Annotated in this window: 14 protein-coding genes and 2 pseudogenes; 6 read left to right on the top strand and 10 right to left on the bottom strand. The window is 63.2% G+C overall.

The genetic code is table 11. The features are described from left to right. Position 1: 1 nt before the first annotated feature. From CXQ80_RS07990 to CXQ80_RS07980, 3 genes are read left to right on the top strand one after another with little or no spacing between them, the layout of a single operon-like run. Complete coding sequence (locus tag CXQ80_RS07990; protein ID WP_101318219.1) at positions 2–1,075, top strand: microcin C ABC transporter permease YejB; 1,074 nt, start codon at positions 2–4, stop codon at positions 1,073–1,075. A gap of 3 nt (positions 1,076–1,078) precedes the next feature. Next, on the top strand, positions 1,079–2,098 hold the full coding sequence (locus CXQ80_RS07985; protein WP_101318217.1) for an ABC transporter permease: 1,020 nt from the start codon (positions 1,079–1,081) through the stop codon (positions 2,096–2,098). Position 2,099: 1 nt separating this feature from the next. Then, entirely contained in the window at positions 2,100–3,710 is a 1,611-nt protein-coding gene (locus CXQ80_RS07980; RefSeq protein ID WP_101318214.1) for an ABC transporter ATP-binding protein, read from the top strand. Between the two features lie 28 nt (positions 3,711–3,738). Here CXQ80_RS07980 and CXQ80_RS25275 read toward each other — a convergent pair. From CXQ80_RS25275 to CXQ80_RS07970, 3 genes and pseudogenes are all read right to left on the bottom strand, one after another. Continuing rightward, positions 3,739–4,191: pseudogene (locus CXQ80_RS25275) on the bottom strand (methyl-accepting chemotaxis protein); the annotation flags it as partial. Positions 4,192–4,290: 99 nt separating this feature from the next. Further along, positions 4,291–4,977, bottom strand: a pseudogene (locus CXQ80_RS25270) (PAS domain-containing protein); the annotation flags it as partial. Positions 4,978–5,157: 180 nt separating this feature from the next. Beyond that, positions 5,158–6,942 carry a GGDEF and EAL domain-containing protein gene (locus CXQ80_RS07970; RefSeq protein ID WP_256585710.1) on the bottom strand — a complete coding sequence of 595 codons (1,785 nt, stop codon included), beginning with the start codon at positions 6,940–6,942 and terminating at the stop codon, positions 5,158–5,160. 228 nt (positions 6,943–7,170) lie between these two features. Between CXQ80_RS07970 and CXQ80_RS07965 the strand changes: the two genes are divergently transcribed. From CXQ80_RS07965 to CXQ80_RS07955, 3 genes are all read left to right on the top strand, one after another. After that, a complete protein-coding gene (locus CXQ80_RS07965) occupies positions 7,171–9,093 on the top strand; it encodes an ATP-binding protein (RefSeq protein ID WP_178080756.1) in 1,923 nt (640 codons plus the stop codon). A 247-nt stretch (positions 9,094–9,340) separates the two neighbouring features. Continuing rightward, positions 9,341–9,745: a DUF2946 family protein gene (locus CXQ80_RS07960; protein ID WP_101318206.1), complete on the top strand. Its 405-nt coding sequence runs from the start codon at positions 9,341–9,343 to the stop codon at positions 9,743–9,745. Between the two features lie 79 nt (positions 9,746–9,824). Beyond that, positions 9,825–11,885, top strand: a complete 2,061-nt coding sequence (locus tag CXQ80_RS07955; protein WP_101318204.1) for a TonB-dependent receptor — start codon at positions 9,825–9,827, stop codon at positions 11,883–11,885. 126 nt (positions 11,886–12,011) lie between these two features. Here CXQ80_RS07955 and CXQ80_RS07950 read toward each other — a convergent pair whose 3' ends face one another. From CXQ80_RS07950 to CXQ80_RS07920, 7 genes are all read right to left on the bottom strand, one after another. Beyond that, positions 12,012–12,701 carry a response regulator gene (locus tag CXQ80_RS07950; RefSeq protein ID WP_101318202.1) on the bottom strand — a complete coding sequence of 230 codons (690 nt, stop codon included), beginning with the start codon at positions 12,699–12,701 and terminating at the stop codon, positions 12,012–12,014. Continuing rightward, positions 12,698–15,352 carry a sensor histidine kinase KdpD gene (locus CXQ80_RS07945; RefSeq protein WP_101318200.1) on the bottom strand — a complete coding sequence of 885 codons (2,655 nt, stop codon included), beginning with the start codon at positions 15,350–15,352 and terminating at the stop codon, positions 12,698–12,700. Before CXQ80_RS07945 ends, CXQ80_RS07950 begins: the two co-directional genes overlap by 4 nt. Before the next feature lie 3 nt (positions 15,353–15,355). Continuing rightward, complete coding sequence (kdpC, locus tag CXQ80_RS07940; protein WP_101318198.1) at positions 15,356–15,934, bottom strand: potassium-transporting ATPase subunit KdpC; 579 nt, start codon at positions 15,932–15,934, stop codon at positions 15,356–15,358. Between the two features lie 10 nt (positions 15,935–15,944). Beyond that, on the bottom strand, positions 15,945–17,999 hold the full coding sequence (gene kdpB, locus CXQ80_RS07935) for a potassium-transporting ATPase subunit KdpB (protein ID WP_101318196.1): 2,055 nt from the start codon (positions 17,997–17,999) through the stop codon (positions 15,945–15,947). A 9-nt stretch (positions 18,000–18,008) separates the two neighbouring features. Further along, positions 18,009–19,703: a potassium-transporting ATPase subunit KdpA gene (gene kdpA, locus CXQ80_RS07930; RefSeq protein WP_101318195.1), complete on the bottom strand. Its 1,695-nt coding sequence runs from the start codon at positions 19,701–19,703 to the stop codon at positions 18,009–18,011. A 9-nt stretch (positions 19,704–19,712) separates the two neighbouring features. Beyond that, the gene (gene kdpF / locus CXQ80_RS07925; RefSeq protein ID WP_101318193.1) at positions 19,713–19,802 is read right to left on the bottom strand and encodes a K(+)-transporting ATPase subunit F; all 90 of its coding nucleotides are present in this window, start codon (positions 19,800–19,802) and stop codon (positions 19,713–19,715) included. A 114-nt stretch (positions 19,803–19,916) separates the two neighbouring features. Beyond that, positions 19,917–20,966: an AI-2E family transporter gene (locus CXQ80_RS07920; protein ID WP_101322976.1), complete on the bottom strand. Its 1,050-nt coding sequence runs from the start codon at positions 20,964–20,966 to the stop codon at positions 19,917–19,919. Between the last annotated feature and the right edge of the window lie 11 nt (positions 20,967–20,977).

Genomic DNA, 20,977 nt, shown 5'->3' with positions numbered 1-20,977 from the left:
CATGCTCGCCTATATCCTGCGGCGCTTGCTGCTGATCATCCCGACCCTGTTCGGCATCCTGGTGATCAACTTCATCATCGTCCAGGCCGCGCCCGGCGGCCCGGTCGAGCAGATGATCGCCAAACTCGAAGGCTTTGACGGCGCGACCAGCCGCATCGCCGGCGGCGGCGCCGAAGTCTCGGTGGCCGGCTCCAACTACCGCGGCGCACAGGGCCTGGACCCGGCGCTGATCGCTGAAATCGAACACATGTATGGCTTCGACAAGTCCGCCCCGGAGCGCTTGTGGATCATGGTCAAGAACTATGCCCAGCTCGACTTCGGCGACAGCTTCTTCCGTGATGCCAAGGTCATCGACCTGATTGCCGAAAAGATGCCGGTGTCGATCTCGCTCGGGCTGTGGAGCACGCTGATCATGTACCTGGTGTCGATCCCGCTGGGGATCGCCAAGGCGGTGCGCCACGGCAGCCACTTCGATGTCTGGACCAGCTCGGCGATCGTGGTCGGCTATGCCATCCCGGCGTTTCTGTTCGCCATTCTGCTGATCGTGCTGTTCGCCGGCGGCAGTTACTTCGACTGGTTCCCGTTACGCGGGCTGACCTCGAACAACTTCGACGAGCTGTCCACCACTGGCAAGATCCTCGATTACTTCTGGCACCTGGTGCTGCCGATCACTGCACTGGTGATCGGCAACTTCGCCACCATGACCCTGCTGACCAAAAACAGCTTCCTCGATGAGATCAACAAGCAGTATGTGGTCACCGCCAAAGCCAAAGGCCTGAGCCGGCAGCGGGTGCTCTACGGGCATGTGTTCCGTAACGCCATGCTGCTGGTGATCGCCGGCTTCCCTTCGGCATTCATCGGCATCTTCTTCACCGGCTCGTTGCTGATCGAGGTGATCTTCTCCCTCGACGGCCTTGGCCTGATGAGTTTCGAAGCGGCGATCAACCGCGATTACCCGGTGGTCTTCGGCACCCTGTTCATCTTCACCCTGCTCGGGCTGGTGGTGAAACTGATCGGCGACCTGACCTACACCCTGGTCGATCCGCGCATCGACTTCGCCAGCCGGGAGAATTGACCAATGGCCCTGTCCCCGCTCAATCGACGGCGCTTCGAGCGCTTCAAGGCCAACCGCCGAGGCTGGTGGTCGCTGTGGCTGTTCCTGATCCTGTTCGGCCTGAGCCTTGGCGCCGAGCTGATCGCCAACGACAAACCGATTGCCGTGCGCTACGACGGCGAGTGGTACTTCCCGGCGTTCAAGCGCTACCCCGAGACCACCTTTGGCGGTGAATTCCCGCTCGAAGCCAACTACAAGAGCCCTTACATCCGCGATCTTCTGGAGAAGAAAGACAGCTTTGTGCTGTGGGCGCCGATCCCGTTCAGCTACCAGAGCATCAACTACGACTTGAAGGTACCGGCGCCCGCGCCGCCCTCGGCGGACAACTGGCTGGGCACCGATGACCAGGGCCGCGATGTCATGGCGCGGGTGATCTACGGCTTCCGCGTTTCGGTATTGTTTGCCCTGACCCTGACCATCCTCAGCTCGATCATCGGCGTCATTGCCGGGGCTCTGCAGGGCTTTTATGGTGGCTGGGTCGACCTTGCCGGCCAGCGCTTCCTGGAGATCTGGTCAGGCTTGCCGGTGCTTTACCTGCTGATCATTCTGGCCAGTTTCGTCCAGCCCAACTTCTGGTGGCTGCTGGGGATCATGTTGCTGTTCTCGTGGATGAGCCTGGTCGATGTAGTCCGCGCCGAATTCCTGCGTGGGCGTAACCTGGAGTATGTGCGCGCGGCGCGCGCCCTGGGCATGCGCAACGGCGCGATCATGTACCGGCACATTCTGCCCAACGCAATGATCTCGACCATGACCTTCATGCCGTTCATCCTCACCGGCGCCATCGGTACCCTGACCGCGCTGGACTTCCTCGGCTTTGGCCTGCCCGCCGGTTCACCGTCGTTGGGTGAGCTGGTTGCCCAGGGCAAATCCAACCTGCAGGCACCATGGCTGGGCATCAGTGCCTTCGCCGTGCTGGCCGTGATGCTCAGCCTGCTGGTGTTTATCGGCGAATCCGCCCGCGACGCCTTCGACCCGAGGAAATGACATGAGCGAACCTAACCTGATCGAAGTCCGTGATCTTGCGGTCGAGTTCCTCAGCGGTGACCAGGTCAACCGCGTTGTCGATGGCATCAGTTTCGACATCCGCAAGGGCGAGACCCTGGCCCTGGTCGGCGAGAGCGGCTCGGGCAAGTCGGTCACTGCCCACTCGATCCTGCGCCTGTTGCCCTACCCACTTGCGCGCCACCCCAGTGGCAGTATCGAGTATGGCGGCAAGGACATGCTCAAGCTTGGCGAAAAGCCAATGCAGCGCATCCGTGGCAACCGTATCGCAATGATCTTCCAGGAGCCGATGACCTCGCTCAACCCGCTGCACTGTATCGAGAAGCAGATCAACGAGATCCTGCTCCTGCACAAGGGTTTAACCGGCAAGCAGGCGACGGCGCGCACCTTGGAACTGCTCGACCTGGTCGGCATCCCTGAACCGCACAAGCGCCTCAAGGCGCTGCCGCATGAGTTGTCCGGCGGCCAGCGCCAGCGGGTGATGATTGCCATGGCCCTGGCCAACGAGCCGGAACTGCTGATCGCCGATGAACCGACCACTGCGCTCGACGTCACCGTACAGCTGAAGATTCTTGATCTGCTCAAAGAGCTGCAGGCACGACTGGGCATGGCCCTGCTGCTGATCAGCCATGACCTCAACCTGGTAAGGCGCATCGCCCACCGTGTTTGCGTGATGCAGCAAGGCAAGATCGTCGAGCAGGCCGAGTGCACGACGCTGTTCACCGCCCCGCAGCATCCCTATACGCAGATGTTGATCAACGCCGAACCCAGCGGCCAGCCTGCGGCCAACCCGCTTGGGGCGCCGCTGCTGGAGGTGGATGATCTGCGCGTCTGGTTCCCGATCAAGAAAGGCCTGCTGCGGCGTACGGTAGACCACGTCAAGGCAGTCGACGGGATCAATTTCAGCCTGCCCCAAGGGCAGACTCTGGGCATCGTTGGCGAAAGCGGCTCGGGCAAGTCGACCTTGGGCCTGGCGATCCTGCGGCTGATCTCGAGCCAGGGCGACATCCGTTTTCACGGGCAAAACCTGCAGGGCATGAACCAGCAGGAGGTACGGCCGCTGCGGCGAGAAATGCAGGTGGTGTTCCAGGACCCGTTCGGCAGCCTCAGCCCGCGCATGAGTGTCGCCGATATCGTCGGCGAAGGCCTGCGCATTCATCGCATCGGCACCGCCCAAGAGCAAGAGGCGGCGATCATTGCCGCGCTGCAGGAAGTAGGCCTCGATCCGGCCACCCGCCACCGCTATCCCCATGAGTTCTCCGGGGGCCAGCGTCAGCGCATCGCCATCGCTCGCGCGCTGGTGCTCAAACCGGCGTTGATTCTGCTCGACGAGCCAACCTCGGCGCTTGACCGCACCGTGCAGCGGCAGGTAGTGGAGCTGTTGCGTTCGTTGCAGCTCAAATACAACCTGACCTACCTGTTCATCAGTCACGACCTAGCGGTGGTCAAAGCGCTGAGTCATCAGCTGATGGTGATCAAACAGGGGCAGGTGGTGGAACAAGGTGACGCGCGGGAAATCTTCCATGCGCCGCAGCATCCCTACACCCGGCAGCTGCTGGAAGCGGCGTTTCTGGAGGTCGAGCCGGCTGCCTGATGGCGTGCCGGCGCTACCGGTCACACTTTCACGGGTGTGACTGACCGGCAATCTGCGATGAGAATCGGCCGACCGCTGTTACCACTTCCTGCGCACCCGACTGAATTTCAGTGATGACATGGCCGGCCTGGCTGGCCAGCGCCAAGCCGATTTCAGCCTGATGCGTGCTTTCACCCATGCTGACCACTGCGGCCTCTACAAGGGTGTTGTTCTTCTGCACCACTTCTACGATTTCCTGAGTGGCGGCACTGGTGCGGCCGGCCAGCTTCCTCACCTCATCGGCCACCACGGCAAAGCCCCGACCTTGCTCGCCTGCGCGCGCGGCTTCGATAGCCGCGTTGAGGGCGAGCAGGTTGGTCTGCTGGGCAATGCCGCCGATGGTGGAAACAATCGATGTGATCAACTGCGACTGCTGCCCCAGCGCCTCGACCCCGGCGGAGGCCGTGGAGACCTGCGAGACGATACGGTTCATGGTCTCGACGGTATCCTTTACGGCCACCGCCCCCCTTCTCGCCGAGTCATCGGTTTTGCGAGAAACGTCATAGGCAATCCCGGCGGCCGCGCTGACCTCCTGCTCATGCTTGACCTGCTCGCTGATATCGACCGCGAATTTGACGATCTTGTAGAGCTGGCCACGGGTGTCGCGCACCGGGTTGTAGGATGCTTCCAGCCAGAGCTCGCGCCCTGACTTGTCAAAGCGCAGGAAGCGCTCGGCGACGAACTGCCCCTCGTTGAGGCTGCGCCATAGCTGCTGATAGGCAGGCGAATTGACATAGTTGGGGTCACAGAAAATACGGTGATGTTTGCCCACGATCTCTGCCAGCGAATAGTTCACCGTCCTCAAGAAGTTGTCGTTGGCAGCAACGATAGTACCGTCCAGCTCAAACTCGATGACTGCGGTCGAGCGGTACAGCGCCTTTATGAACTCGTCGTTTTCACGCGCTTTATCGATGCTCGCGGTGACATCGGTGCCGTAGGCCGACATGTGGGTGACTGCACCCGCTGCTGACTTGACCGGGCACCAGGCCGCTCTCATCCAGACCATCCTGCCGTCGGCGGTGATATAGCGATACTCGTCGCTGACCCCGGTGCCAGTGCTCATGGCCTGCTGAAAATCCTTGAAGCATGGTAACTCTTTGACATAGCTGGGCGCGATGCTAGCCAGCGATTGCCCAAGCAATTGCGACTGTTCACGCCCCACCCAGCGAGCAAAGTTGCGATTGACCGCGGTGATCAGCAGGTTCCGATCAACCGTTATTTCCAGCATCTCGTGAGTTCTTGCGGCCTGCGCGCGCTGCAGCGCGTCTATTTCGTCCTGCAGTCGCTGCAGCTGGTTTTTTAGCTTTGAGTTGAACATGGTGTTCTCGGTGGTTAGCGACGCGGCCGAAATGGCAGGAGGTTGTCGACAATCTTGCAAGTGCAGCTATGAGATTAAACATCGTCCTTGTCAGGTCATCGGCACGCAGCAGTCCTTCTGCAGCCAGGTTTCAAGTTCTGCGGGCGGCATCGGCTTCGCGTAAAAATAGCCCTGGCCCTGCTCACAGCCCCAGCCACGCAACAAATGGTGGTGCAGGTCGGTCTCGATACCTTCGGCCACCACCGTCAGGCGTAGGTCGCGCAGCAGGCTGACCAGCCCGCGAATGATGTGCCAATCGTTGTTACCCGGCTGCAGGTTGGCCAGCAGCGAGCGATCAAGCTTGACGCTGGTGGCCGGGATGATGCGCAGGTACACCCAGTTGCTGTAGCCGCTGCCGAAGTCATCGATGCCAATCGCCACCCCGAGTGTGCGAAAACGCTGAAGCTGTTGCTGCACCTGGTCGAAGTCAGTGACCAGAGCGCTTTCGGTAAACTCAAGCTCGATGCGCCGCGGGTCCACGCCGAACTCGCCGAGCGTACGGCTCAGGTACTCGAACAGGTGCCCATCGGCGAGATCCAGCGCAGAGATATTCAGCGACACGGTCATCTGCAGCCCCTGCGCCCGCCACCTGCGCATTTGCTGACAGACATGCCAGATCACCCACCGGGTGATGCCGCGAATCGAAGCAGTGGTTTCAGCCAATGGGATGAATTCAGCCGGGCTGATTTCGCCCATGGTCGGATGCTTCCAGCGCAACAGCGCTTCTACTGCCACGCAGCGTTTGCTGTTGAGATCAACCCTTGGCTGATAGACCAGACGAAGTTGGTCGGCAGCTACCAGCGCCGGTTCCAGAGCGATGAGCAAGGCCGTACTGCGGCGCTGGCTGGTATCGACCAGCGGGTCATAGACCAGCCAGCGTCGCTCGCTGCGGCGCGCCGCATCGGTCATGCTCGCCATCAAACGCAGGGTGTCCAGCGATGCATCGGTGTCTGCATCCGGCTCGAGCACGCTCATGCCAACATCGGCGAACACCGGCACATTGCCGCTGTGCAACGGCCCACTCAGCGCCGCAACGATAGCGTCAAGCCTGGCCGGCGATGAGGCCACGTCATTGCATTCGATCAGGGTCAGAAAACCCAGCGTGCTCGGGCGGTACAGGCGCGACCCCGGCGGCAGGGCTGCCAGCAAGGCCTCTTTCACGGCCAGCATGAAGCTTGCGAAAAACTCGATGCCCAGTGCCTTCACCAGGCGGTCCATGCCGGCTGCTGAAATAGGCTCGATGAACACTGCGACCTGGCCAGCGACGTTGGCGCAGTCGGCGAAGTCGGCTTCGAAACGGCGCCGGTTGGGCAAGCCGGTCATACTGTCGTAGAAATATTGATCATGGATCGACTGCAATCGCGACACAACAATCTGCGCCGCGCTGCGCAACAGCGCCTGGTCGCGCTCGGACAACGACGGACGTGCCGCCTGGTCGATGATGCACAGCCGCCCTAGGTTGAGTCCTGGCTTGATCACCAGCGGTGCGCCAGCGTAGTAACGAATGTAGGGGTCACCCTGCACCAGCGGGTTATCGACAGTGCGCGCATCGGTCAAGGCGTCGCAGATTTCCAGCACAGTATCCTGCTCAAGTTCAAGGGCGCAGAACGACATCTCTCTGGGCGTGCGCTCGGCGACCATGCCTACCCGCGCCTTGAACACTTGATAGTTGCGGTCGATGATGCTGACCAGCGCGGTAGGCACTTGAAAATGGGCACAGAGCATCGCCACGACACTGTTCAGCACCGGGTCCGAGCCACTGACCAGATTGGACGTCAGCCGATCGACCTCGGCCAGACGCAACCGCTCATCGTGCATAATTGACGAATTACCCACCGTAACTCCTGTAGCACTATCCAAAAGACTTACCTATGAGGCACATTGCCAGCTTAGTCAGCCCGAGCGCGCGAGGACAATCAAACCTCGCAACGGCCGACCGTAAAAAAAACTATTGGACGACCAGGCGTAACTAGCCTATCAGTCCGGGAAGGCGCCTAAAGCAGTGCTTTAGCGCTATATACGCCCTGTACCTGCATGCCTGGCTACCACTGTTCGGAGTGTTTTTTGACCCGTTTGCCTAGATTGACCGCCGCTGCCCTGCTGCGCCTGGAGCGCAAGCAGCTCTCGCCTGCATTGCGCTATCTGGGCACCGTAGTGGTGGTCGTGGCGTGCGCTTTCGCGCGAGCGCAACTGCCCGCTACAGCCTTGCCCTACCTGTTCTTCATTCCGGGGCTGATGTTCATCGGCTTCTGGTTCGGCGCGGGGCCAGCCGTACTGGGATGCATCATGGCGGTGCTGACGGCACAATATTTCTTCATCGGGCCGGTCGGCTTTGGCGCCGACTGGACCGACTGGATCAACAGCCTGAGTTTTGGCCTGGTGACGTTGGCAATGGCGGTGGTGTGCGCGCTGTTTCGGCGCAGCATCAGGGCACTGGACCGGCTCAATCAAAACCTTGAGGACGAAGTCGAGCGGCGTACCGATGAGCGCGATGACATCTGGAAACTATCACCCGACCTGATCTGCACCTTGTCGGCACAGGGTGAAGTGCTGGCGATGAACCCGGCCTGGCAGGCCGAGACCGGCTGGACCGAGCAGCAGCTCAAAGATGGCGCGTTCTACAGCTATATTTCGCCTGCGCAATTATCCGACGCCGTGCGTAACCTGCATGATCGGCAGATTGCCGAGCTCGACACGCAAAGCGTACGCAACAACGGCCAGCCTCTGCTGCTGAACTGGCGTATCACCGGCCGCCAGGGTCGGTTTTTTGCCGTGGCCCGCGATGTCACATTGTACCGCGAGCGCCAGCTGGCCTTCGATCAAGTCCGTTCGCAGCTGCAGCAGAGTCAGAAAATGGAGTCGCTGGGGCAACTGACCGGAGGCTTAGCCCATGACTTCAACAACCTGTTGACGATCATCAGCGGCAGCCAGGACATGATCGAACAACGCATCGCCCAAGGCCGCCTGGCAGGGATCGAGCGCTATGTCACCCTCGCCCGAAACGCCACGCAACGAGCCAGTTCACTGACCCATCGGCTGCTGGCGTATGCCAGAAAACAGCCTTTGGTTGCAGCTAGCGTCGATCCGGCGGTGTTGATAAAGAACATGGAAGAGTTGATTGCACGCACGCTGACGCCGCTGATCAACATCGAACTGCTCGCCCCTGGCGCACCCACGCTGTGCCACTGCGATGCCCACCAACTCGAGAACGCCCTGCTCAACCTGTGCATCAACGCGCGTGACGCAATGCCTCAAGGCGGCAGGCTGCGAATCGAGGTCAGTACGCTGGCGGTGACCGACCCGGGCACTCTGCATTTGCAAGCGGGTGACTATGTACGGATCTGCGTGGCGGACACCGGTATGGGCATGCCGGCGAGCATTGTCGAGCGCGCGCTGGAGCCGTTTTTCACCACCAAACCGCTGGGCTCCGGGACCGGGCTGGGGCTGTCGATGGTCGAGGACTTCGCACGCCAGGCCGGCGGGGCTGTTCGTATTGAGTCAGAGCTGGGCAAAGGCACCGCGGTGTGCCTGTTCCTGCCGGTCTACCAAGGCAGCGCCCCTGTAGCGCAAACGCAGCAGGCAGACCTGCTGCAAGCAACGCCTGGCAGCAGCCGCGGATCGGCAATGGTTATCGACGACGAAGCCGCTATTCGTGAGCTGGTTGCCGAAACGCTTCACGAGGCAGGTTTTGAAGTGGCTGAAATGCCCAGCGCTGATCAGGTCGTGCAGCGTATCGCCGAGTTGCCTGATCTGAAGCTGATCGTTACTGACCTGATCTTGCCCGGCGGCAGCAGTGGTCACAAAATCGCCGAAGCCGCCTGGGCAGTACGGCCAACACTCAAGGTGCTGTTCATCTCAGGCTGCGTCGATACCGCGAACGGCAGCGCTGAGCGGCAGGATCAGTCGCAGTTGCTGGCCAAACCGTTCACCATCGAGCAGCTTAGGGCCAGCGTTGAGCATTTGCTCAACTCACCGCCTGGCGCTTAGCCTGTTCGCAGCTGTCGAGCTAGCGAAACCTTGCGAGAGGCGTGGTTGACGGCCGCTTTGGGCACCTGGCGTTTGCTCCAGGGCACAGCCGATGCCGGCAGTCGCCTGTGTCGAGCGCTCGACGCCTGGCTTTGCCTGGAGCAGCCGGCACCAATCGCGCTTACCCGTGACAACATAGCGCATCAAGACACTTTTACAGGCCCAGCCAAATGCGGCTTAATGCGCGCCTACTTTTCTGGTAACGCCGATGCGGTCACGCCTGCACCCTTACCTCTTGCTACTCGCCTGTTGCACAGTGTTGTTCAACCTGCTGGCGATGCCGCTCGACCGTGCCCTGCGTGAGCCCGCCCTGGATGAATCGCTGATCTTCGGCAGCTTCTGCAGCCTGCATGGCGGGCAGAGTTTGCCCAAATCGGTGCTGGCGCAACTCAAGCTGGAGTTGCCAGACTTCTCCGGGCACGGCGAGATCAAGCCCCAGGCCGGTGATTGCTGCTGTGGCCATACCGGCCAAGCGGCGCTGCCAGGCGCCTACTTCAAACACCTGTTGCCGCGCTTCTGGCCAGACGCCCTGTTGCTCGGCCAGCGCCCGGAGTTGCCGCTGCCGCGCCAGCAGTGGCCAAACCTCACCCCACGCGCCCCGCCGCTGACCTGAATCGTCGCCAAGCAAATGATCGTGCGCGCGAACTGCGCAGCACGGTCGTCTCCGGCTTTTCTGTCAGGAACCTTTATTCATGCCTGCGTACCTTAGTACTGCACGTAGCGTCGTGCCCGTGCTTGCCATTACCTGTGCCGCCACGCTCTGCCCACTGTCCCAAGCCATTGCTCAGGCTGCGCCTGCCGACAATTCCACCCTGACCCTCGGCGCCGTTACCGTCTCCGGCACCGGTAGCGGGCCGCTGGCGACCAGCAGTGTGTTCAGTTCAGTAGATATTCTTGGCGGCGACATTCTCGAGAAGATGCCCGTTGCCTACAGCTGGGAGCTGTTCAACCGTGCACCGGGCGTGATGCTCACCGGCTTCAACCAAGGCACCACCTCGGGCAAGTTGTCGTTTCGCGGCTTCAATGGGGAAGGCGAAGTCAACGCCGTAAAGCTGCTGATCGACGGCATCCCGAGCAATACCAATGACGGCAACATGCCCTTCATCGACTCGGTGTTCCCGCTGGACATCGACAGCGTCGAGGTCGTGCGCGGTACCAGCGATCCGCGCTATGGCCTCAACAACATCGCCGGCAACGTCAATATCAATACCCGCAGTGGCGGCAACTACAACAAGGCACGCCTGCGCTACGGCAGCTTCAACACCCGTGAAGTGCAACTGGCCAAGGGCATCGAAACCAGCAACTGGACGCAGAACTACTTCTTCGCCCGCCAGCAGGTCGACGGCTATCGCGAGCATGCAGATACCGAGCGCTACAGCTTCAGCGGCAAGTGGTTCTATACCCCCGACGACGGCAGCTACCGTCTCGGCCTTAGCGCCCGCCATTACGAAGCCGACGCACAGGAAGCGGGTTACTTGAGCGAAGCCGATGCCCGCCAGCACCCGCGCATGAGCAACGACTTCAACGCCAGCGACAAAGGCACCCGGCGCATGAACCAGCTCAGCGTGCACTTCGACACCGACCTGGCCGAGACCCTCGCCTGGTCGGCCAAGACCTACCTGAATACCTTCGATGATCGGCGCTGGACCCAGTACTGGCGCACCAGCGCGCAGCAAGAGCGCGATGCCTATGAAACCCAGTACGGCGCCCGCACCTCGCTGACCTGGCGGCCAGAAGTAGATTGGCTGCACGGCTTTGCCCTGGAAGGCGGCAGCGACGTGCAGAAGCAGGACAACCGCAGCGAGCGCTATCGCACCGTCCAGCGCGTACGCCAGGCACAGACCCGCGACCAGGCCTTCGATTTCAACACGGTCGGCGCTTACGTACAGGCCGAGATCGAACCGATCGAGTCGCTGAAGATCGTGCCGGCCTATCGCGTCGACAAGATCAGCGGCGACTTCACCAACCAACTCACCGGGCAAACCTCCGACATCAACGACTACGGGCTGATCAAGCAACCCAAGCTCAGTGTGGTCTATTCGCCCTGGCAGTATGCCAGCGTCTACGCCAACTGGGGCCGCACGTTCCAGGTCGGCAGCGGCGCTGCAGCCTACAAGGTGCCGCCGCGCAATGAAGACCTGCAACCGTCGATCAACGAAGGCTGGGAAACCGGCATAAAGTTCACCCCCGCCAGCTGGGTTGATGGCCGCGTCGCCTACTGGCGCCAGGACGCCACCGGCGAAGTCAGCCGCCGCCTCAACGACCCCAGCGGGGAGTCCGACAACGTCGGTGAAACCCGCCGCTGGGGTTACGACCTGCAGGTCAACCTGCACCCGGACGAACGTACCGAAGTGTGGGCTTCGTATTCATGGCAATACTCGAAAATCCTCGAGCCGAGTAGCGCCTTGCCACAGAGTAAAGGTAAGGAAATTGACCATGTTCCGCATCATTTGTGGAATACCGGTATCAGTTACCAGGCGACGCAAGCGTTGCAGTTGACTGCGTGGATGAATGGGCAGACCAACTACTATCTTGAGCGGGAAAACACTCAAGGTACTTATGGCGGTTATGTGTTGATGAATATCGGAGCGACTTACACGTTCACCGAGACGTTGAGCGTTGACCTGCAGCTCAAGAACCTCACCGACCGTTATTACGAATATGCCTGGTATGACCCGGATGGGGCTAAAGACTCACTGCACTCGCCTGGTGATGGGCGAGCGTTGTATGCGGGGTTGACGGTCGACTTCTAGGCTGCACATCTTCGTCACAATTGAATCGGAATGCTCGGGACCGCATGCAAATGCGGTTCACGAGTATCCACAACTCGTATTACTCAATCGCGATCAAGCGCCGAAGCGGTGTTGCAAAGTACGGGCTTACGGCACCAACAACCGATACCCCACCCCAGGCTCAGTCACGATAAACCGTGGCGCAGTAGGGTCATCGCCCAGCTTCTGCCGCACATGCGCAACCACGATCCGCAGGTAGTGCGTATCGTCGACGTGGCTCGGCCCCCAGATATCCTTGAGCAGTTGCTGCTGGGTGATCACTCGCCCGGGGTGCCCGGCCAGTTGCGCCAACAGTGCGTACTCCTTGCGGGTCAGCGCTATTTCGCTGCCATCGAGGGTCACGCGGCGGTAGGCGAAGTCCACCAGCAGCGGCCCGAAGCTGGCACTGGCCAGCGCGGCGCTACCCTGTGGCACCTGCCGCAACAGGGCGCGAATGCGGGCGAGAAACTCCTGGATGCCGAACGGTTTGGTGACGTAGTCGTTGGCGCCGCCATCCAGGGCATCGACCTTTTGCAGCTCGCTGGCCCGCACCGACAGCACCATCACCGGCACCGAGCTCCACTCGCGCAATTCGCGCAGCACCTGCTGGCCGTCCATGTCTGGCAGGCCGAGGTCGAGCACGATCAGGTTGGGTTTGGCCAAGGCCGCCTGGGCCAGGCCTTCGCCGCCGGTGGCGGCTTCGATGACCTTGTAGCCTTGCGAGCTCAGGCTGATGCGCAGGAACTTGCGAATCTGCGGTTCGTCGTCGATGACCAGCAAAGTGGCGGTTTGGCTCATGAGTCCTGGCTTTCGGCGGTGGGCTGTGGGGGCAATGGCAAGCATAGAGTGATACAGGTGCCGTGGCCATCGATGCCGTCAGCCACCTGGATGCTGCCGCCGTGGGCGCCGATCATGCCCTGGCAGATGGCCAGGCCGAGGCCTGTGCCCTGCCCGCCGCGGTCGCCGCGGGCGGCGGTGTAGAACATGTCGAAGATCTTTTCGCGTTCAGCTTCGGGAATGCCGGGGCCTTGATCGCTGACGGCCAGGCACAGTTGCTCATCACGCACGTCGACCTGCAGTTGCAGGCGGCCATCTGGGGGTGAAAAGCGCGCGGCGTTTTCCAGCACGTTGACCAGCGCCTGTTCGATCAAGGCAGCGTGCACGAACAGCAGCGGCAGCTCGCTCGGCACATCGGTGCTGACCCGCAGCGGCGCCAGCACCGCGCGCAGACGCTGCAGGGCGCTGGCGACGATATCGGCCGGGGCCACCCAGTCACGCGCGAGCTTGAGACTGCCGTGACCGAGGCGGGTCATGTCGAGCAGATTCTGGATGTAGCGGTCGAGGCGCTCGGCTTCATCGCGGGTGCCTTCGAGCAATTCGCGGCGGTCGTCGGGCGGGATCGCATCGCCGAGCGCAAGCAGGCTATCGATGCCGCCGCGCATAGCGGTCAGCGGTGTGCGCAGGTCGTGTGACACCGAGGCCAGCAAGGCGCTGCGCAGCTGTTCGGTTTCGCCGTGCAGCCGCGCAGCTTCGAGTTGTTCGCCGAGGCGCGCACGGGCCAGGGCCTGCGCCAGCGGCTGGGCCAGCGCCATCAGCAGGCGTCGGCGCTGGGCTGTGAGGGCCGCGTTGTCACGTGGACGTACGCCGAGCAGGGCCAGCGGTTGCTCATCGACCAACAGCGGCCACCACCACCAGCGACCATTGGGCAAGGTGTCGCTACCGTGGCCAGCGGCCTGGCCGTGCTGCCAGGCCCAGTCAGCGGCAGCGCGCTCGGTGTCGCTCAAGCCGGGCAACTGGCCGTTGGCAGCTTGCAGCAGGCCTTCGCTACCTCGCTCGAGCAGACATACGTGCAGATCCTGCCAGCCGTCGAGGTGCTGGCTGGCGGCGCTGAATACTGCCTGGCGGTCGGTGGCGACGGTGAGCTTGCGTGACAGGTCGAGCAGTTGACTGGTCTGCGCCTGGGTCTCGCGCAAGGCCTGCAACTGGCGCCGCTGGCGCGCGGCGAGGTTGCCGGTGAGCGCGGCCATCAGCAGGAAGAACACCAGCGTCAGCACATCCTCTTCGCGCTGAATGCTCAGAGAGAAGTTGGGCGGGATGAACAGAAAGTCATAGCTGACAAACGACAGCACCGCGCACGCCAACGCCGGGCCGAGGCTGCTGCGCACCGCCACCAGCAGCACGGCGGCGAGAAATACCAGCGAGATATTCGGCAACGCCAGCACGCTGGACACCGCCCAGGCCAGCCCTGCCGCAAGCGCAGTGGCGAGCAGCGCCAGCAGATAGTGCCGCCAGATCCACACCCGCTTCGCTGCCGTGCGCGGTGCGGGTGGCTGCGCCTCGCGGTCGAGCACGTTGATTTCCAGGCCGTGGTTTTCGCGCAGCAGCCGCGCAGCGACACCGGCACCGAACAGGCGCCGGCGCAGACGATCACGCGACTGCCCCACCAGCACCAGGCTGGCACGGCGCTCGGCGGCATGCTGGAGCAAGGTCCTCGCGACTTCGCCGGCGCGCAACAGCACTACCTCGCCGCCCAGCCGCTCAGCCAGTTGCTGCGCGCTTTGCAGACGCTGGCGGGCGCTTTCGTCGCGCAGCTTGCCGTTGTCGACATGCACCAGGCTCCACGGCAAATGCCGGCGCTGGGCCACGCGGCAGGCGTGGCGGACCAGCCGCTCGGCTTGCTGATCGCCGTCGACGCCGACCAGCAAGCGACCACGCAGGGCCGGCGCTTCCTGGCCAAGCTGGCGATAGCCGTGGGCCAGGTCGGCATCCACCTGCGCCGCGGCGGTGTGCATGGCCAGCTCCCGCAGGGCACTGAGGTTGGTCTGCGAGAAGAACGCATCGATGGCGGCGCGGGCCTGCTCGGGCACGTAGACCTTACCTTCGCGCAGGCGCTGCAGCAGTTCGCGCGGTGGCAGGTCGATCAGCACCAGTTCGAAGGCTTCCTGCAGCACCCAGTCGGGCAGGGTTTCGCGGACCTGCACACCGGTGATGTCGCGAACCTTGTCGTTGAGGCTTTCAAGATGCTGCACGTTGACCGTGGTGTAGACATCGATGCCGGCCGCGAGCAGCTCCTGCACATCCTGCCAGCGCTTGGCATGGCGGCTGTTGGGGGCGTTGCTGTGGGCCAGTTCGTCGACCAGAGCCAGCTCGGGACTGGCGCGCAGCAAGCCGTCGAGGTCCATTTCCTCAAGAGTGACTCCCCGGTATTGGCTGCGCAGCAGCGGCTGCTGGAGCAAGCCGCCGAGCAGCGCCTCGGTCTCGGCCCGGCCGTGGGTTTCGACCACCCCGGCCACCACCTGCACGCCTTGGCGCTGCTGGGCGTGGGCGGCCTGGAGCATGGCGTAGGTCTTGCCCACGCCGGGCGCTGCACCGAGAAATACCTTGAGCCGGCCACGCCCGGCGCGCGGCAGGTTGGCCAACAGCGCGTCGGCGCGGGCAGAGTCACTCATGTTTCATCCTTCACAGTTGCGGTGATCAGCACAGCGGGTCAATTGCTCCAGCGCCTGATTCAGCGCCAGCACGTTGACCACCGGTGGGCCGATCAATGGCTGCAGGGTGGCCTCTTCGATCAGCCCTTGCAAGCGCTCTACCGGCAGTTTGCGCGCCGCCGCCACTCGGGGGATCTGATACGCCAGCGCTTGCGGCGACAGGTGCGGGTCGAGACCGCTGGCCGAGCTGGTCAGCAGGGCTTGCGGTACCGGCCCCAACTCGGCGCGATACAGCGTGCCTGCGTCTGCCTTGACCCGCTCGGCCAGCGCCGGATTGCTCGGCGCCAGATTGCTCGCGCCACTGGCCACGGTGGCATACGCCGCCGCAGACGGACGTGGGTGGAACCAGCCATCGCCAGTGAACGGTTGGGCGATCAGCGCCGAGCCGCGCACCTGGCCCTGCTCGTCGTGCACCAGGCTGCCGTTGGCCTGCGTGGGGAAGGCCACTTGCGCAACCGCCGTCACCGCCAGCGGATAAAGCGCGCCGGTGATCACTGTCATCAATACAACCAGGCTCAGGGCCGGGCGAAGGTAAGTAGTCATAACGGCCTCCTCAGACCAGGTGCAGGGCATTGAGCAGCATGTCGATCAGCTTGATCCCGGCAAACGGCACGATCAGGCCGCCGACACCGTAGATCAGCAAATTGCGCCGTAGCAGATGGGCGGCACTCGCTGCCTGCACCCTCACCCCACGCAGTGCCAAGGGGATCAGCGCGACAATGATCAGTGCGTTGAACACGATCGCCGAGAGGATCGCGCTCTGCGGGCTGGCCAGCTGCATCAGGTTGAGCACGCCCAGTTGCGGGTAGATCGCGGCAAACAGCGCCGGCAGGATGGCGAAGTACTTGGCCACGTCGTTGGCGATCGAGAAGGTGGTCAACGCACCGCGGGTGACCAGCAACTCCTTGCCGACCTGGACCACGTCGAGCAGCTTGGTCGGGTCGCTGTCGAGGTCGACCATGTTGGCCGCTTCACGCGCGGCCTGGGTGCCGTCGTTCATGGCCATGCCGACATCCGCCTGGGCCAGCGCCGGCGCATCGTTGGCACCGTCGCCGCACATGGCGACCAAGCGGCCGTCGTTCTGCTCTTGGCGAATGCGCGCCAGCTTTTTCTCCGGGGTGGCTTCGGCCAGTACATCATCGACGCCGGCCTCGGCGGCGATGGCAGCAGCGGTCAGCGGGTTGTCGCCGGTCACCATCACCGTGCGGATGCCAAGCTTGCGCAGTTCGGCAAAGCGCTCGCGGATGCCTGGCTTGACCACGTCCTTGAGGTGGATCACGCCGAGCAGGCGCTGGTCGACGCACACCAGCAGCGGCGTGCCGCCACTCTGGGCAATGCGCTCGACTTCCTTGGCCAGCGCCGATGGCATCTGCAAGCGCTCGATACCGACAAAGCCCAGCACCGCATCGACGGCGCCCTTGCGGTAGCGGCGCTGCTCGAAGTCGACGCCCGACAGCCGTGTCTCGGCGCTGAATGCCACCGGGCTGAATTGATCGGCGCCCGGCTCGTTGAAGTCGTGCAACTGGCGCAGGTATTCGACAATCGACTTGCCCTCGGCGGTGTCGTCGGCAAGCGACGCCAGCAAGGCGCCCTCGCCCAGCTCCTTGGCCGTCACCGCCGGCGCTGTGTGCAGAGCGCTGCAGCGGCGGTTGCCGAAGGTGATGGTGCCGGTCTTGTCGAGCATCAGCGTATGCACGTCACCGGCCGCCTCCACTGCTCGCCCGGAGCGGGCAATCACGTTGAGCCGCACCAGCCGGTCCATGCCGGCGATGCCGATAGCCGAAAGCAGGCCACCAATGGTGGTCGGGATCAGCGTCACCAGCAGCGCGGCGAGGAAGATCAACGGCAGGCTGCCGCCGGCAAAGCGGGCGAAGGGCTGCAAGGTCACCACTACGATCAAGAAGATCAGGGTCAAGCCGATCAGCAGGATGTCGAGGGCAATCTCGTTCGGGGTCTTCTGTCGCTTGGCGCCTTCGACCAGGGCGATCATGCGGTCCAGGGTCGATTCGCCCGGGTTGCTGGTGATGCGGATGAGCAGCCAGTCGGAGACCAGCCGGGTGTTGCCGGTGACGGCGGAGCGGTCCCCACCGGACTCGCGGATGACCGGCGCCGATTCGCCAGTGATGGCCGCCTCATTGACCGCCGCGATGCCTTCGAGCACCTCGCCGTCGCCGGGAATCAGCTCGCCGGCCACCACCTTGACCACATCGTCTTTGCGTAGCGCGCTGGCGGCAACCGTTTCGAAGCTGCCATCGGCACGCCGGCGCTGCGCATTCAAGCCCTGGCTGCCGGCCTTGAGGCTGTCGGCGCGTGCCTTGCCGCGACCCTCGGCCAGCGCTTCGGCAAAGTTGGCGAACAGCACGGTGAACCACAGCCACAGCGCGATCTGGATCGCTACCGCAGTGCTGACACCGCTCTCTGGCGCAAAACACAGCGCCGTAGTCAGCAGCGCCGTCAGCGCCACCACCAGCATCACCGGGGAACGCTTGAGCTGACGCGGGTCGAGCTTGACCAGCGCCTGTATCAGGGCGGGCCGCCACAGTGCGGCGAAGCGGGTCTGATCAGTGCCAGGGCGTGGCGCCTGGACTTGAGCAATAGGCATGTTCATGTTGACTCCTCAGAAACCCAGGCTCAGTTGTTCGGCAATCGGCCCCAGGGCCAGGCTTGGCAGGAAGGTCAGGCCGCCCATCAGCAGGATGATCACCAGCAGCAAACCGGTGAACAGCGGGCCGTGGGTGGGGAAGCTGTTCTGCCCTTGCGGTGCGCGGTTCTTCGCCGCCAGGCTGCCGGCCAGGGCCAGCACCGGCAGGATGTAGCCGAAGCGGCCAATGAGCATGGCCAAAGCAATCATGACGTTGTGGTACACCGTGTTGGCGCCAAAGCCGGCGAAGGCCGAACCGTTGTTGGCGGTGCCAGAGGTGTAGGCGTAGAGCAGCTGACTGAAGCCGTGCGCGCCGGGGTTGCTGACCGCACCGGCAGGGCCTGGCAGGCTGGCTGCGAGGGCGCCGAGCACCAGCACACCAAGCGGCATCACCAGCAAGGTCGCCACCAGCAGTTGGACTTCCCGCGCTTGCAGCTTCTTGCCCAGATATTCAGGCGTGCGACCGATCATCAGCCCCGCCAGAAACACTGCAATCAAGACGAACAGGAGCATGCCGTAGAGGCCCGCACCCACGCCGCCGAAGATTACCTCGCCGACCATCATGTTGAGCATCGCGACCATCCCGGTCAGCGGGTTGAGGCTGTCGTGCATGGCGTTCACCGAGCCGTTGGAAGCGGCGGTAGTGGTGACTGTCCAGAGCACCGAGCCGGTGGTGCCGAAGCGGCTTTCCTTGCCCTCCATCGGTGCCGACTGCTGCACCTGCTCACTGATCAGCGCTGGATTGGGCTGGTACTCGGCCCACAGCGCAGTAGCCCCGCCGATCAGGAACAGCGCCAGCATGCAGGCGAGAATCGCCCGGCTCTGGCGCAGGTCCTTGACGTAGTGGCCGAAGGTGAACACCAGCGCCACCGGGATCAGGATGATCGACCCCAGCTCGAACAGGTTGCTCCAGGCCGTGGGGTTTTCGAACGGATGGGCCGAGTTGACACCAAAGAAGCCGCCGCCATTGGTGCCCAGTTGCTTGATTGCGATCTGGCTTGCGGCCGGCCCGAGCGGGATAGTCTGGTCAGCGCCTTGCAGGGTCACGGCATGGGCGTAATCGGCAAAGGTCTGTGGCACGCCCTGCCACACCAGCAACAGCGCCAGCAGCAGGCACAGCGGCAACAGGCCGTAGAGGGTGGCGCGGGTCATGTCGACCCAGAAGTTGCCGACCGTTGTCGCCGAACGCCGGGCAATCCCGCGGCACAGCGCGACCAGCACGGCCAGGCCGGTCGCGGCGCTGACGAAGTTCTGCACGGTCAGGCCGAGCATCTGGCTCAGGTAACTAAGCGACGCTTCGCCACTGTAGGCCTGCCAGTTGGTGTTGGTGACAAAGCTCACCGCCGTGTTCAATGCCAATGACCAGTCCTGGCCCGGCAACCGTTGCGGATTGAGTGGCAGGTAACCCTGCAGCATCAACACGGCGAACAGCAGGACAAACCCGGCCAGGTTGAACGTCAGCAGGGCCAGCGCGTACTGCTTCCAGCTCTGCTCCTGCTCGGCCTGGACGCCCGCCAGCCGGTAGCAGCCGCGCTCCAGCGGGCCGAGCGCCGGCGACAGCCAGGTGCGCTGGCCTTCCATGACCTTGTAGTAGAAGCGCCCGAGCCAAGGCGCGGGCAGCAGCACGATGGCAAAAAACGCCAGCAGCAAGGCGAAATCATAACTGTGCATGGCCGCTCCCTAGCTGTGGTCGGCGCGCAACAGCGCGACCAGCAGGTAAACCGCCAACGCCACTGCCAAGAGCAGTGACACGCCTTCAAGCATGTACATGAGCCAATCTCCCCGGAATGCGGCGTGGGCCGCTTTGCGAGGATTGTCCGGGGGATGGCCGTAAAGGAACGAGAGCGAGCGCTGGTTCAGCGCATAAAGAAAGCGTAAAGCCTGCTAGGGTTGCACGCTCGGCTGAGTGCTGCGGCTCCAGTCCAGCAACAGGCTGTAGGCCACGGCGAGCAGGGTCGGGCCGATGAACAGGCCGATGAAGCCAAACGCGATCAGGCCGCCGAATACCCCGAGCAGCACGATCACCAGCGGCAGATTGCCGCCACGGCTGATCAGGTACGGTTTGAGCACGTTGTCCACGCCGCTGATGACGAAGGTGCCCCAGATACCGAGAAACACTGCCATGCCGTAGTGCCCCTGCCACACCAGCCACGCGGTGGCGGGCAGCCACGCCAGCGGCGGCCCCATCGGAATCAGGCTGAGCATGAAGGTCACCAGACCGAGCACAATCGCCCCCGGCACGCCAGCGATGAGGAAACCGATCATCGCCAGCAGGCCTTGCGCCGCCGCCGTGCCGATCACGCCGTTGACTACGCGCTGCACGGTGCCGGCGACCAGTTCCAGGTAGTACTCGGCGCGCTCGCCGATCAGCCGCTGCAGCAGGCGCAGGACAAATGCCGCCAGCCGCGGGCCGTCGCGGTAGAAGAAGAATACAAAGACCAGGCTCAACGACAGCTCGAGCACGCCGCCGCCAATTTGCGCGCTGCGCGCCAGCAGCCAGTTGCCGACCTGGCCGAAGTAAGGTTTGGCCGATGCCAGCAGCGCCGCACCCTGCTGGTCAAGGGAGTTCCACCAGGTCAGCAGGCGCTCACCGACCAGCGGAATACTGCCAAGCCAGGCCGGTGCCTCGGGCAGGCCATCGACCTGCACATCGCGAATAAACGCCGTGGCATCGCGAATATGGTCAGCCAGGTTGAAGCCGAGCCACACCAGTGGCAGCGCCACGATCAGAATCCACAGGGTGGTCAGCACCGCCGCAGCCAGGGTTTCACGTCCGCCCAGCCAACGGGTGAGCAGGCGCATCAGCGGCCAGCTGGCAAACGCCAGGATTGCGCCCCACAGCAGTGCCGAGATGAACGGCGCCATTACCCACAAGCCGGCGCCCAGCAGCGCCAACAGCAGAATCTGTACCAGCAGGCGATCATTGTTGGCCACAGGTGCACTCA

The sequence above is a fragment of the Pseudomonas sp. 02C 26 genome (assembly GCF_002843585.1).
Taxonomy (GTDB): domain Bacteria; phylum Pseudomonadota; class Gammaproteobacteria; order Pseudomonadales; family Pseudomonadaceae; genus Aquipseudomonas; species Aquipseudomonas shirazensis.
The sequence above is the reverse complement of the archived record's forward strand: the minus strand, read 5'-3'. Positions and strand labels throughout refer to the sequence as shown.

Bases quoted from the DNA above. Each gene is read 5' to 3' on its own strand.
- CXQ80_RS07990 (WP_101318219.1), top strand. From the start codon at position 2: ATGCTCGCCTATATCCTGCGGCGCTTGCTGCTGATCATCCCGACCCTG.
- CXQ80_RS07985 (WP_101318217.1), top strand. From the start codon at position 1,079: ATGGCCCTGTCCCCGCTCAATCGACGGCGCTTCGAGCGCTTCAAGGCC.
- CXQ80_RS07980 (WP_101318214.1), top strand. From the start codon at position 2,100: ATGAGCGAACCTAACCTGATCGAAGTCCGTGATCTTGCGGTCGAGTTC.
- CXQ80_RS07960 (WP_101318206.1), top strand. From the start codon at position 9,341: ATGCGGTCACGCCTGCACCCTTACCTCTTGCTACTCGCCTGTTGCACA.
- CXQ80_RS07955 (WP_101318204.1), top strand. From the start codon at position 9,825: ATGCCTGCGTACCTTAGTACTGCACGTAGCGTCGTGCCCGTGCTTGCC.
- CXQ80_RS07950 (WP_101318202.1), bottom strand. From the start codon at position 12,701: ATGAGCCAAACCGCCACTTTGCTGGTCATCGACGACGAACCGCAGATT.
- CXQ80_RS07945 (WP_101318200.1), bottom strand. From the start codon at position 15,352: ATGAGTGACTCTGCCCGCGCCGACGCGCTGTTGGCCAACCTGCCGCGC.
- kdpC (WP_101318198.1), bottom strand. From the start codon at position 15,934: ATGACTACTTACCTTCGCCCGGCCCTGAGCCTGGTTGTATTGATGACA.
- kdpB (WP_101318196.1), bottom strand. From the start codon at position 17,999: ATGAACATGCCTATTGCTCAAGTCCAGGCGCCACGCCCTGGCACTGAT.
- kdpA (WP_101318195.1), bottom strand. From the start codon at position 19,703: ATGCACAGTTATGATTTCGCCTTGCTGCTGGCGTTTTTTGCCATCGTG.
- kdpF (WP_101318193.1), bottom strand. From the start codon at position 19,802: ATGTACATGCTTGAAGGCGTGTCACTGCTCTTGGCAGTGGCGTTGGCG.